This window comes from Rhizobium sp. HT1-10, from assembly GCF_049472505.1.
Lineage (GTDB): Bacteria > Pseudomonadota > Alphaproteobacteria > Rhizobiales > Rhizobiaceae > Rhizobium.
Genome location: NZ_JBCEBQ010000003.1, coordinates 173,799 through 185,845 on the forward strand (window position 1 = coordinate 173,799; position 12,047 = coordinate 185,845).

At 61.3% G+C, this 12,047-nt stretch carries 12 protein-coding genes; 6 read left to right on the top strand and 6 right to left on the bottom strand.

The features are described 5' to 3' along the window. Positions 1 to 49: 49 nt before the first annotated feature. The 4 genes from VH564_RS09460 to choX all read right to left on the bottom strand — a co-directional run bounded on the left by VH564_RS09460 (position 50) and on the right by choX (position 3,873). Positions 50 to 802: a HugZ family protein gene (locus VH564_RS09460; RefSeq protein WP_423339575.1), complete on the bottom strand. Its 753-nt coding sequence runs from the start codon at positions 800 to 802 to the stop codon at positions 50 to 52. Positions 803 to 832: 30 nt separating this feature from the next. Beyond that, the gene (gene choV / locus VH564_RS09465) at positions 833 to 1,888 is read right to left on the bottom strand and encodes a choline ABC transporter ATP-binding protein (RefSeq protein ID WP_423339576.1); all 1,056 of its coding nucleotides are present in this window, start codon (positions 1,886 to 1,888) and stop codon (positions 833 to 835) included. Further along, complete coding sequence (choW, locus tag VH564_RS09470; protein WP_423339577.1) at positions 1,885 to 2,778, bottom strand: choline ABC transporter permease subunit; 894 nt, start codon at positions 2,776 to 2,778, stop codon at positions 1,885 to 1,887. Before choW ends, choV begins: the two co-directional genes overlap by 4 nt. 132 nt (positions 2,779 to 2,910) lie before the next feature. Next, the gene (gene choX / locus VH564_RS09475) at positions 2,911 to 3,873 is read right to left on the bottom strand and encodes a choline ABC transporter substrate-binding protein (protein WP_423339578.1); all 963 of its coding nucleotides are present in this window, start codon (positions 3,871 to 3,873) and stop codon (positions 2,911 to 2,913) included. A 238-nt stretch (positions 3,874 to 4,111) separates the two neighbouring features. On the opposite strand from choX, the gene VH564_RS09480 reads away from it, so the two are divergent. The 4 genes from VH564_RS09480 to VH564_RS09495 all read left to right on the top strand — a co-directional run bounded on the left by VH564_RS09480 (position 4,112) and on the right by VH564_RS09495 (position 7,510). After that, complete coding sequence (locus tag VH564_RS09480; protein WP_423339579.1) at positions 4,112 to 4,693, top strand: thymidine kinase; 582 nt, start codon at positions 4,112 to 4,114, stop codon at positions 4,691 to 4,693. Positions 4,694 to 4,792: 99 nt separating this feature from the next. Continuing rightward, positions 4,793 to 5,182 (top strand): c-type cytochrome, encoded by a 390-nt coding sequence (locus tag VH564_RS09485; protein WP_423339580.1) that lies wholly within the window; start codon positions 4,793 to 4,795, stop codon positions 5,180 to 5,182. A 70-nt stretch (positions 5,183 to 5,252) separates the two neighbouring features. Continuing rightward, positions 5,253 to 6,287, top strand: a complete 1,035-nt coding sequence (locus tag VH564_RS09490) for a hypothetical protein (protein ID WP_423339581.1) — start codon at positions 5,253 to 5,255, stop codon at positions 6,285 to 6,287. A 74-nt stretch (positions 6,288 to 6,361) separates the two neighbouring features. Beyond that, positions 6,362 to 7,510, top strand: coding sequence for a DUF2333 family protein (locus tag VH564_RS09495; RefSeq protein ID WP_423339582.1), 1,149 nt, complete (start codon positions 6,362 to 6,364; stop codon positions 7,508 to 7,510). 33 nt (positions 7,511 to 7,543) lie between these two features. On the opposite strand, the gene VH564_RS09500 is transcribed toward VH564_RS09495, so the two are convergent. Continuing rightward, on the bottom strand, positions 7,544 to 8,275 hold the full coding sequence (locus VH564_RS09500; RefSeq protein WP_423339979.1) for a LuxR C-terminal-related transcriptional regulator: 732 nt from the start codon (positions 8,273 to 8,275) through the stop codon (positions 7,544 to 7,546). A gap of 285 nt (positions 8,276 to 8,560) precedes the next feature. Between VH564_RS09500 and VH564_RS09505 the strand changes: the two genes are divergently transcribed. Then, complete coding sequence (locus VH564_RS09505; RefSeq protein WP_423339583.1) at positions 8,561 to 9,610, top strand: hypothetical protein; 1,050 nt, start codon at positions 8,561 to 8,563, stop codon at positions 9,608 to 9,610. Here the strand turns inward: VH564_RS09505 and VH564_RS09510 are convergent. Beyond that, positions 9,607 to 10,128, bottom strand: a complete 522-nt coding sequence (locus tag VH564_RS09510) for a TIGR00645 family protein (RefSeq protein ID WP_423339584.1) — start codon at positions 10,126 to 10,128, stop codon at positions 9,607 to 9,609. The two genes, VH564_RS09505 and VH564_RS09510, sit on opposite strands and share 4 nt — an antisense overlap. A 203-nt stretch (positions 10,129 to 10,331) precedes the next feature. Between VH564_RS09510 and VH564_RS09515 the strand changes: the two genes are divergently transcribed. Continuing rightward, on the top strand, positions 10,332 to 12,011 hold the full coding sequence (locus tag VH564_RS09515) for a formate--tetrahydrofolate ligase (RefSeq protein WP_423339585.1): 1,680 nt from the start codon (positions 10,332 to 10,334) through the stop codon (positions 12,009 to 12,011). Positions 12,012 to 12,047: the final 36 nt, after the last annotated feature.

Consider the following 12,047-nt stretch of genomic DNA (forward strand, 5'->3'; position numbering starts at 1 on the left):
ACTGATAGGGCAATTATCAAGACTACGGGAAGATTGTATATACCTAAATTTAAGGTACTCGGTATGCTATTTTAGGAAGGTCAGATGAAAGATCCCGCAGGTCGGTGATCTCCTTTTCGAACTCGTATCGAAGGAGCTTGCCACCGGATATCATGTCGAATCCAGCCACATCGAGCCCATAAATATGCCAATTCTGGTTTTTGCCCAAGTTTCGTGCTTCTGCGAGCCGGTCTGCGAGATCGGGATGACGCCCCATCAAATCTAGCACTGTCGCCTTGGCTATGTCCGCCAGATCATCCGTCAAGTTGGAGCGAATCACCAGCTCGTCGCCGGCAAGCCGATAGGCTCGGGCAAAGCCGCCGATAAGGCTCGCTGATTGCGGAACCAGCCGTAGAAAGCGGAAATCGGCGAGGTCTATGTAGAGTTTGGCCTTGGCATGACGGGCGAGAAAGCGCGTGCGGAGGCGTTGGTGGTGAGGGGTGTCCCGAGCAACCTTTTCTGCCAGGCACACGACACTGAGACGCGGGTGGGCGAGCGGGTCGCCCTTGCCCGGCTCGCCGACCAACAGGGAGGCGCGCGGGTCCTTGTCGAGCGCCCTTGTGTGTGCGGACAGGCCCGAGACCAGGATTACCGGCACGCCGTCGCTGTCTGTCCCGACGAGAACGCGGCTGATCGCCGGAAAGCCCGCCTCGGGATCGATCACGGCCATGGCCGCATAGCCTGCCGATCGCAGCAGCGTGCGGGCGAGCCGGCGAGCGTCGTCGTCGGTCTCTCGCAGCACGGCGGTCGGCTCATCGGTCACGGCTGTGCTCCGTCTATGACGAGGCCATTCTCAGGCTTCGTCCCTGCGGCGATGGCTGGTGAGGCCTGCGACAATATCCTGGGCAGTGATCGTGCCGATGATCGCGCCGTTGTCGACGATGCCGATGCTGCCCGGCTGGCGGGCCAGCGCATCGAGAATATCGATCAGCGGGGTCGAGGCCTTGGCCGTCGCCGTCACCGCGCCGCTCGAGGTCCCGTGGCCGACGCCCTGCTGCATGACGTCGCCTGCCGTCAGCATGCTGATCGGGTTCATGTGCTGGACGAAATCGGCAACATACTGATCCGCCGGATTTCGGACGATCTCCTGCGGGGTGCCGCATTGGATAATCCGCCCGCCTTCCATGATGGCGATGCGGTTGCCGATGCGGAACGCTTCGTCGAGGTCATGACTGACGAATAGGATGGTCTTTTTCAGCCGCCGCTGGAATTCGAGCAGCTCGTCTTGGAGACGGGTGCGGATAAGCGGGTCGAGGGCCGAGAAGGGCTCGTCCATCAGGAGGATCGGTGCGCCGGTCGCGAAGGCGCGGGCGAGGCCGACGCGTTGCTGCATACCGCCGGAGAGTTCATTGACCCTGCGATCGGCCCATTGCGTCAGGTTGACGAGGTCTAGTTGCTCGGCCACACGCTGTTTGCGCTCGAGCTCCGGGACGCCGGCCAGTTCGAGGCCGAAACCGACATTGTCGGCAACGCTTCGCCACGGCAGCAGCGCGAACTGCTGGAAGACCATCGAAACCGTTCGCATGCGCAGGTCGCGGAGTGTCTTGGCGCTGCACCTGTATGGATCGATCGGGCCGTCTTTGCTCTGCACGGAGACATTGCCGCGGACCACTGGCGCCAGGCCGTTGACGGCGCGCAGCAGCGTCGATTTGCCGGAGCCGGACAGGCCCATCAGCACGAGGATTTCGCCTTCCTCGATGTCGAGCGAGGCATTGGCGACGCCAAGGACCAGGCCGGTCGCAGCGCCGATCTCGTCACGGGTCTTTCCCTGATCGACCATCGTCATCGCCGTCTGTGGGCGGTCGCCGAAGACGATGCTGACATTGTCGAACTTGACCATTGCCGTCATACGGTTTCCCCTTCGTCGAAGAATTTGAAGGTGCGGTCGAGAACGATGGCAAGGATGACGATGCTCATGCCGGAATCGAAGCCCATCGGAACGTTCATCTGACCAAGCGCCCGTTGCACCAGGGCGCCGAGGCCGGCGGCGCCAACCATGGAGGCGATGACCACCATCGACAGTGACAGCATGATCGTCTGGGTCACGCCCGCCATGATCTGCGGCAGCGCAAAGGGCAGCTCCACCTTGGTCAACACCTGCCAGGGGGCGGCGCCGAATGCCTGTGCGGCTTCGATCAGCGCCGGCGGGGTCGAGATGATGCCAAGCCGCGTCAGCCGGATGGGTGCGGGGATCGCAAAGATGACGGTCGCCACCAGCCCCGAGACCGCGCCGAGGCCGAACAGGATCAGCGCCGGTATGAGATAGACGAAGGTCGGGATGGTCTGCATCAGGTCGAGGATGGGGCGCATGATCGTGTAGAACCATGCGCGCCGCGCTGCGAGGATGCCGAGCGGAACGCCTATGACCATCGACACCAGCGTGGCTGCCAACACCAGTGCCAGCGTTTCCATTGCTTCGGTCCAGTAAAGCTGATTGTAGATCAGCAGCATTCCGAGAGCCGTGAAGATCACCACGCCGACATGGCGGCGGATGAGCCAGGAAATCAGACAGAAGACGGCGATCATGAAGAAGGGGTAGTAGGCCTCGACGGCCGTCCCTTCTGTGAAAGTGCCGAGCAGGACATAGAGCAGTCCGTCGATTGCACCACCGAGAACGGCGGAGACGGTGTCGAAGAAGCCGCTGAGATCTCCCGTCAGCCAGTCGACGACGACCTGTGCGCCCTTGCCGATCTGGATCTTGTTGTTTTCGTCAAGCAGCCATGTGTGGAGCCAATCCATCGCGTTCCCCTCGCTGGAATTCACAGCACCGGAACCGTGTCTGGCAACGGCTGCATCCCGATGTGGAGAGCCGCTACCAGATGGGTTCGGTTAACAGAAGGGCGGCGCTGCCGCCCTTACATGCTGTTGGGGTTAGAGACCGAGGGCCTTCTTGACTGCGGCTTCGGCGTCGCCGCCGTCCTTGGTCGTCACGCCGGCAAGCCATGGCTTGACGGTGTCGGGATGGGTCTTGAGCCAGGTCTTGGCCGCAGCTTTGCCCTGCATGCCCTTGTCCATGATCAGGCCCATCATCTCGTTTTCCATGGGGAGCGTGAAGGACAGGTTTTGCAGGAACTTGCCGACGTTGGCGCATTCGGAGACATAGCCGGCGCGGGTGTTGGTGTAGACGGTTGCGCCGCCGAAATTCGGGCCGAAGACGTCGTCGCCGCCGGTCAGGTAGGTCATCTTGTATTTGGTGTTCATTGGGTGCGGCGCCCAGCCGAGGAAGATGATCGGCTTCTTAGACTTGTCGAGCTTGGTAACCTGCGAGAGCATGCCCTGCTCGGAGGATTCAACGACCTTGAAATCCTTCTCGTCGAGGCCGAACTTCTTCGCCTTGATCATGTCGAGCACGAGCTTGTTGCCGTCATTGCCGGGCTCGATCCCGTAGATCTTGCCGCCCAGTTCCTTCTCGTGCTTTGCGATATCGGAAAAGTCCTTGATGCCAAGCTTGGCGCCGGATTCGTTGGTCGCCAGAGTATACTTGGCGCCTTCGAGGTTGGCACGCACGGTATCAATCGTCTTCGCCTCAGAGAACTGCTTGATTTGCGCCGCCTGCGACGGCATCCAGTTTCCGAGGAAGACGTCCAACTGCTTGTTGGCGAGCGACTGGAACACGATCGGCACGTCGAGGTCCTTGATGTCGGTCTTGTAGCCGAGCGCATCGAGCAGGAAGGTCGCGGTTCCCGTCGTTGCCTGGATATCGGTCCAGCTGACCTGCGCGAAGTGAACGCTCGAGCAGCTAGGCGCCTCCGCAGCCGCAGCGATGGACGGGGCGAACACCGCTGAAACAATGGCTGTGCTGAGGCTTAAAGTGAACAAAGGCAATTTCATCATTGTGTACTCCCGTTTTTTACGTTCTCAAGCAATCACCAATAACCGACATTTACAAGCGCCCTCGCTGCATTTGCGGCGCTTTGGCAGTACCGATTGCGACACCTCCTTTTTTTAAGGTGAGCGTTGCGCAGGCATCTGCCTGCTTTCTCATCCCACCCTGTCTTTTCCTGTGGTTTTTGCCTGACAAGGGTTCCCTTCGAGCCGTCCGGCTTCCATGAAGCACGGAAAGGAGACGCTGATGGCGAAACTGTATTTCCATTACTCGACGATGAATGCCGGCAAGTCCACCATGCTGCTGCAGGCCTCCTACAACTACCAGGAGCGAGGCATGCGGACGGTTATTCTGCTGGCCGCTTTCGACGACCGGGCTGGCCAGGGCAAGATCGCATCGCGCATCGGTCTCGAGGCCGATGCGGTGACATTCGATGCGGAGGATGACCTGTTCGCGACCATCGAAAAGATGCACGCCGAGGCGCCGCTTGCCTGTGTCTTTGTCGATGAGGCGCATTTCATGACGGCTCAGCACATCTGGCAGCTGGCGCATGTGGTCGACCGGCTGGACATTCCGGTCATGGTCTACGGCCTGCGCACCGACTTTCGCGGCAAGCTTTTCCCAGCCTCCCAGGAACTGCTGGCCATCGCCGACGAATTGCGGGAAGTGCGCACCATCTGCCATTGCGGCCGCAAGGCGACGATGGTGGTCAGGTTCGACAGCGACGGCAAGGTCCTGCATGAAGGGGCCCAGATCGAAGTGGGCGGCAACGAAAAATACGTGTCGCTCTGCCGACGGCACTGGGAAGAGGCGATGGGCGATCTATAGTCATTTCCAGGCCTGCCTGCCCGTCGCCGGCGGCGATGCCGGCAGACAAGTAGCCAGGGTCACCGCGCGCGTGCGGGTGCTCCCTATATCGGAGACGAAATGAAAAGACTTCATTGTTCCATCATCCTTGTTGCGGGCCTGCTGGCGGCAAACGGCGCCTTTGCCGATGGCGATGCCAAGCTCGGCGCGTCGGTCTTCAAGAAGTGCGCCGCCTGCCATTCGGCAACCGAGCCGGTGAACAGGGTGGGTCCCTCGCTGGTGGGCGTGGTCGGGCGACCGGTGGCGACCGTGCCCGGCTACAGCTATTCCTCCGCGATGAAAGCCTTTGGCGCCGATGGCAAGGTCTGGGACGAGGCCCTGCTGCACAAATATCTTGCGAGCCCGCAGTCGGTGGTCAAGGGAACACGCATGAGCTTTGCCGGCGTCAAGACCGACGGCGAGCTCGACAATCTGATCGCCTACCTGAAGAACCCATCGTCCGCGCAATAGTCGATCGGCAGCGGGCGGTTCCCTTTAATCGGCGACCGTCGTAGACTTCGCGCGGTGAACAGGAGTTTTCATGGCGCACGTGCCGGCTTTCGAACGCGACATTGCCCTCATGCAACCGTTGCTTGCTGATGCCAGCAAGGGCATCATCGCGGCGGAAGCCGTGATTTCGCAGCACTCGGAGCCCGATGCGCGACTGACGGCACTCAACTTTCCTCTGGAAGAGAGCCTTCTGCGAGAGGCCGTCCGTCTTTTGCAGGGGTGGCAGTCGCATGCTGCGAACCTGCTGCGGAGACTCGATACCAAGACCGCATCCGCCAACCTGCAGTTCGAGCGGCTTTTCGATGAGAATGCAGGGCGTCAATCGCAGGGTTTCCTGCGGCGTCGCGTGCATCTCGGCAATGCCGTGCCGGAGGCGATCTCCGCCGATCTCGTCAAGCTTCTGTCGGCCTCGGCGGCACTCGATGTGGCGCTTGCGCAAGCCAAGCCATTGCTCGTCCCGCACCATCGAAGCTGTGAAGCGCACCTTCTGCGGCTGGAAAGCCGGCGCCGTCAGCTGGATGTGGCTTTGGAGCAGGCGGGCAGGCAGCTGGAACTGCTGGAGGGGCGCACGCGTGAGCGCCAGGCAGCGGCCCCTCCGTTCGGTGGCCGGGCACTGTCCGCCGCATCGGAGGAGGAACGCAGGACGCTGGCACTGGATCGGCACGCGGCGCAGGTGGCGGACGAGCAGCTGCGCTTCGAGCGCGAGACGCTGCTCCGGCTGATCGCCGAAGACGAGGAATTCCTGGCTGTTCTCAATAGAGGCGTCGCCGCCGTCAATGTCATGGGTGCCAAGCTGAAAGTCGATATCGAACAGCGTGTCGCGCTGTTGAAGGCGGCTCAAGCACAATCGAAGGGCGCAACTCCGGAGCCTCCTGTTGCGGTGCAACAGCTTGTGCAGGCTTTCGACGCCAACCTTCTCGGCGGTCACGATCTGCTGTCGCGAAAGCAGCGGGCCGACGAAGCATTTTCTCGGCGCCTCGAGGCGGTGGCAGAGGTGGACGATACGGACGAGCAAGAAGGGGGGAGCAGCCCCGCTCCGAGCTCGCCAGTGCCGCCGGTGATTTAATTCCAGGCGCCTGGTTGCTCTCTGTCCGGCGAGGCCATATCTCCTGAGGCGCCACGCCGATGAGGAGACACCGCATGCTTGATCCGATAGTCGCTTTTTTTGCAAGGATGCTGGGCGCGATCCGGCGGGGTTTAGGGCTGGTCTTTGCCTGGATTGCCTGGCCGTTCCTCGCGGGCCATGGCTGGTACCGCCAGCGCAACTGGATCGTCAAGGCACCGCTGGCGCTTCTCGTCCTGCTGCTGGCCGGGCTCTACGGCTATTTCCTTGTGCAGACGCAGTCTTGGACTGGCTTCAACACGCAGTACATCGCCAATTACAAGCTGGCGGATCGCAAGGCGGCCGGCCAGGACCTCACGCCTGAGCCCGCCGCGACCGCGACCCCGCCGGCGACTGCGGCAACACCCCGCCGGTGCGAGACGTCGGCCATCGTAGATGTCACCGCCGACCTCATCGACTTCAACGTCAACCGCAATGCCTGGATCTCCTCCATGCTGCTTTTCAAGCTCGGCCTCTTCGGCATGAGCTGGGACGACACGCCGTTCCTCGACAACAAGGCTTCCTTCCAGCGCGGCGTCAACCAGGCTGTGCGGCGGACATCGATCGAGCTTGTGGATTCTCTCGGCCGCGTCCGCGGCACGTCGGGTATCAACTCGGACCTGCAGAATGCCCGTGGCAATCTCCAGTTCGATGAATCCAGCTGGTACTTCGGCTTCCAGCCGTTCGGCCCGAAGACCCCGACGCCGAGCTACTATCGCGCGGCCATCAATAGCCTGCGCAAGTTCAACGTCGATCTGGGTGCGTGCAACGCCACCTTCGACGGCCGAGCCGACAACCTGATCGAGTTCATCGACCGCATTTCAAATGACCTGGGCAGCACGTCGGATGTGCTGGCAGAGCGCTCGGAAAATCACAATTTCGGCTGGTTCGATACGCGCGCCGACGACCGCTTCTGGTTCGCCTATGGTCAGCTCTACGGCTATTACGGCATTCTGAGTGCCGCCGGTGCGGATTTTTCCAAGGTGATCGCCGAACGCAATGTCGGGGCGCTCTGGGGCGATACGATGAAGCAGTTCCAGGCGGCGCTGCGCATCCAGCCGTTCATCGTTTCGAATGGTCGCGAAGACGGGTTCATCATGCCGAGTCATCTGGCAACCATGGGCTTCTATATCCTGCGTGTGCGCTCGAACCTCGTCGAAACGCGCGCTGTGCTTGGAGGCAGGTAAGGCAGAAGACGCTGCAACGGAGGCGTCCGGCGATCAGTTGATGAGCTTGAGCCGGATCGCCTTTGCCACCAGCTGCGTGCGGTTGACGCAGTCGAGCTTCTTGATCGCATTCGTCATATAGGCGTTCACCGTGTGGTCCGACAGCGTGAGGATCTGGCCGATCTCGACGGATGTCTTGCCTTGGGCCGTCCAGCGAACGACCTCCATTTCGCGCGCCGACAGCAAGTAGAGGGGCGCGGTGCCGTCCCGGACGATATTGTTGTAGGCAGTCATGGCATGCAGCAGGACCACCGAAAGTTCATTGACCTCCGCCTGGCTGAGGTTGGGGCGATTGCCGATGAGGGTGAAGACCAGCCGCTGTCCTTCGTTTGAATTCACCGGGAGGTGAAAGCCCGTGGTCAGGTCATGGGTTTCAAGGAAGGTCTTCAACTGCGGCGGGAACTGCATCTCAGGCGAGGGTGGTTTGTCGGCCAGGCTCCACGTCCTTGGTACCATCGAGCTTTTGTTGCGCCCAAGCAGCGGGTAGATTCTCAGCAACTGGTCGCGATCGAAGTCGCGCAGGAACTGCGGCGGAGCCGATGTCTCGATCACGAGCGGAGCCAGCAGCGTGTCGGATGAGGACGGAGCGCGGCAAAATGTAAACGCCGCGAAGCCGAACGCATCCGATGTCCGGGTCAATGCGTTGAACAACATCGGTTGCGTCCGAGCGGCCATCAGTTCGGCGCTCAGAAACGTTTGTCTTCCGGAGGTTGTTACGTGCGACATCAATGGCGGGCCAAGAGGGTTTGTGTTACCGCTATCAAATACTGGAAATATGGAAAAAGACGAGTCAAAAAGTGGTGTTATGCCTAATTGGCGTTTCTGCCGATCGTGAGGCATGACATGTCGTCATAGCAGGTGATCCTACGGCTGATCCCAAAGGTTGCAAGCGCTATCCTGGACGGATCAGAAACGCGGTGCGGTCGGTTCTGCCCGTGCCGCGAAATCCTTGCCAATCGGCGGCGTGATTGCTATCCCATATGTTCCGACTGGTCACCTTCGAGCCTATTGATGATCCTGACTTTCCTGCCTCGGGTACTGCCCCTGCGGTCGCTGCCGGTCTTGTGGCTCATGGCCGCAATGGTTCTGCTGTCCGGGAGCCTGAATGCGGCGCGCGCAGTCGAGCCTGCCATTGATCGACCGATGGATTTCATTTTGATGCACGGTGGCGCAACGCCGTGCCAGGATGGCAAGGCCTGTTCCGACTGGATCTCGGCCGAAGGCCAGATCATGGCGGATTCGCCACGAAAGCTGCAGAAGCTGTTGAAGAAGATCGGGCAAAGGCAGTTGCCGATCGTCGTCCGCTCCCCGGGGGGAGATGTCGCGGCCGCCATGCAGATGGGGCTGATCATCCGGAAAAAGGGCTTGTCCGTCGCCGTCGGTGGCTCGCGGGCCGAGGCCTGCGAACCTGCCGAGCCTCTCTGCGCTGCGGCACGCAGCAAGGATGGCTCGATGACCGGCGAGATCTATTCGAACGGCGCTGTCTGCCTGTCCGCCTGCCCATTGCTGCTTGCCGGCGGTGTCAGGCGGATTGCCAGCCCCTTCGCGCTGATCGGCGTTCACCAGATCACGACCACCTACCGCGAGATGCGCGTTCAGTATCGCACGGAATACGAGATGCTGAACGGCAAGAAGAAGATCCTGTCGCAACGCGAAGTGGGCCGGAAGACGATTGGCCAGCACGACACGACTAAGCTCGGCAACAAGCAGAAGGCGGCGCTGATTGCCTATCTCAACAAGATGGGCGTCGACCCTAACCTTTTCGATCTGATGATGAGCGCCAATCCCCAGTCGATCCGCTTGTTGACGCAGGTGGAGGCGCTCAATCTTCGCATGATGACCGAGCAGTCTTCGGCCGGCCAACTGGCTGCTGCCGGCACCTGCCCGCGCGACAAGACCATATCCGACTGCATCATCGCGATCACGCCTGCGCGTCCGCCTGTCAACGCGCCGCAGACGCAGCCGCTCCCCGACGAGCCGGAGCCCGGCATGCCGCGGCCGCTGGAACGCCAGGCCGTTCTGCCGATCGCACCAGGCGCATCCGATCTCCCTCGGGGCTAGGCGTTGTCCTTGCCCTTTGCCTGTTCCATGATTTTCTCGAGGTAGCCCATCAGCAGGGCCGATACCACGAAGGTCAGGTGCATGAGGGTCATCCACATGATCTGGATGCTTTCGTACTGCGCCATGTTGAGGAAGATCTGGAGAAGGTGGATCGAGGAAATCGCCACGATCGATGCCGCGACCTTGATCTTCAGGCTGCCGGAATCGAGCTTGCCGAGGAAAGAAACGTCGTCCTCCTTTTCCTCGGCCTCTTCGAACCGGCTGACGAAATTTTCATATCCGGAGATCATCACCATGACGACGAGGCTTGCGACGAGAGCCGAGTCGATCAATCCCAACATCGCAAGGATCATGTCTGCCTCGTCCATCGAAAAGACGCCGAGCGCGATCTTGTAGAATTTGTGGCCGAACGACAGCGCATACAGCCCGAGCGAAGCGGCCAGCCCAAGATAGAAGACCACCAGGATCCATCGGCTCGACAGGATGATGCGCTCGACAAGAATTTCCAGGGATTTCATGGCTGACCTTATACGTGTTGCTTTGCTAAAACTGCTTAACGCATATGCCTTGACCAGAACAAGCCGCTAGACTGTTGCCGGATACCAAGCGGCTAGCCTGTCGCCGACTTTTCCACCCCGCTTTGCGGCGTCACGGTTCACAGCGGCTTCCCGTTCGGCTATTTGCATCGGCAGAGGCAGGGCGGTCGAATGGAGTTTGACAGATGGCGATGGTGAAGTCCGATATCGAGATCGCACGCGCGGCGACCAAGAAGCCGATCTACGAGATCGGCGCGCGGCTGGGCATTCCGGCGGACCAGCTGGTGCCTTATGGGCATGACAAGGCAAAGATCAGCGCCGACTTCATCGCGGCCCAGACAGGCAAGAAAAACGGCAAGCTGATCCTGGTGACAGCGATCAACCCGACGCCGGCCGGTGAAGGCAAGACCACCACGACCGTCGGCCTCGGCGACGGCCTGAACCGGATCGGCGAAAAGGCGATGATCTGCATCCGCGAGCCGTCGCTCGGTCCCTGCTTCGGGACCAAGGGCGGGGCTGCCGGGGGTGGTCATGCGCAAGTCGTGCCGATGGAAGATATCAACCTGCATTTTACCGGCGATTTTCATGCCATCACGTCAGCGCACAATCTGCTGGCGGCTATGCTGGACAACCACATCTACTGGGGCAATGCGCTCGACATCGATATCCGCCGCGTGACCTGGCGGCGGGTGATGGACATGAACGACCGGGCGCTGCGCGACATTGTCTCTTCGCTCGGCGGTGTCGCCAACGGCTTTCCGCGCCAGGGCGGCTTCGACATCACCGTTGCCTCCGAAGTCATGGCGATCCTGTGCCTGGCGGGCGATCTCCAGGATCTCGAGAAGCGCCTCGGCGATATCATCGTCGGCTATCGCTACGACAAGACGGCGATCTATGCCCGTGATCTGAAGGCCGACGGCGCCATGGCCGTGCTGCTCAAGGATGCGCTGCAGCCGAACCTGGTGCAGACGCTGGAGAACAATCCGGCGCTGGTGCATGGGGGGCCGTTTGCCAATATCGCCCATGGCTGCAATTCCGTCATTGCCACCCGGACTGCGCTGACGCTTGCCGACTACGTCGTCACCGAAGCCGGCTTCGGGGCCGACCTCGGGGCGGAGAAATTCTTCGACATCAAGTGCCGCCAGGCCGGCCTGAAGCCGGATGCGGCCGTCGTCGTCGCCACCGTGCGGGCGCTGAAAATGAACGGCGGCGTCGCAAAGGATGGGCTTGGCGTGGAGAATGTCGCGGCGCTGATCGAAGGCTGCGTCAATCTCGGCCGGCATGTGGAGAATGTCCGCAAGTTCGGCGTGCCCGTCGTCGTCGCCATCAATCACTTCACCTCCGACACCGAGGCGGAGATCGCCGCGGTGAAGGATTATGTCGCCGAGCTGGGCGCCGAAGCGATCCTCTGCCGGCACTGGGCCAATGGCTCGGCGGGCATCGAGGAACTGGCGCACAAGGTGGTGGAACTGGCGCAGTCCGGCGAGGCACGGTTCCAGCCGCTCTATGCGGACGAGTTGCCACTGCTCGAGAAGATCGGCATCGTGGCACGCGAGATCTATCATGCCGGCAGTGTGACGACGGACAAGGCCGTGCGGGACCAGCTGGCAAGCTGGGAAGGGCAGGGCTACGGCCACCTGCCGGTCTGCATCGCCAAGACGCAATATTCCTTCTCCACCGACGCCGATCTGCGCGGCGCGCCGGAAGGCCATGTCGTGCATGTCCGCGAAGTCAGACTATCTGCCGGCGCCGGCTTCGTCGTTGCCATCACCGGCGAAATCCGCACGATGCCCGGCCTACCGCGCCTGCCGGCCGCAGAGGGAATTCACTTGAACGAGCAGGGATATGTCGAAGGCCTGTTCTAGCCTCGACTCCTGCTTGAAATGGTTCCGCAAGTGAAT

Coding starts and splice junctions, on each gene's coding strand:
- VH564_RS09495 (WP_423339582.1), top strand. CDS start 6,362: ATGCTTGATCCGATAGTCGCTTTTTTTGCAAGGATGCTGGGCGCGATC.
- VH564_RS09485 (WP_423339580.1), top strand. CDS start 4,793: ATGAAAAGACTTCATTGTTCCATCATCCTTGTTGCGGGCCTGCTGGCG.
- VH564_RS09500 (WP_423339979.1), bottom strand. CDS start 8,275: ATGTCGCACGTAACAACCTCCGGAAGACAAACGTTTCTGAGCGCCGAA.
- VH564_RS09505 (WP_423339583.1), top strand. CDS start 8,561: ATGATCCTGACTTTCCTGCCTCGGGTACTGCCCCTGCGGTCGCTGCCG.
- VH564_RS09515 (WP_423339585.1), top strand. CDS start 10,332: ATGGCGATGGTGAAGTCCGATATCGAGATCGCACGCGCGGCGACCAAG.
- choW (WP_423339577.1), bottom strand. CDS start 2,778: ATGGATTGGCTCCACACATGGCTGCTTGACGAAAACAACAAGATCCAG.
- choV (WP_423339576.1), bottom strand. CDS start 1,888: ATGACGGCAATGGTCAAGTTCGACAATGTCAGCATCGTCTTCGGCGAC.
- VH564_RS09490 (WP_423339581.1), top strand. CDS start 5,253: ATGGCGCACGTGCCGGCTTTCGAACGCGACATTGCCCTCATGCAACCG.
- VH564_RS09480 (WP_423339579.1), top strand. CDS start 4,112: ATGGCGAAACTGTATTTCCATTACTCGACGATGAATGCCGGCAAGTCC.
- choX (WP_423339578.1), bottom strand. CDS start 3,873: ATGATGAAATTGCCTTTGTTCACTTTAAGCCTCAGCACAGCCATTGTT.
- VH564_RS09510 (WP_423339584.1), bottom strand. CDS start 10,128: ATGAAATCCCTGGAAATTCTTGTCGAGCGCATCATCCTGTCGAGCCGA.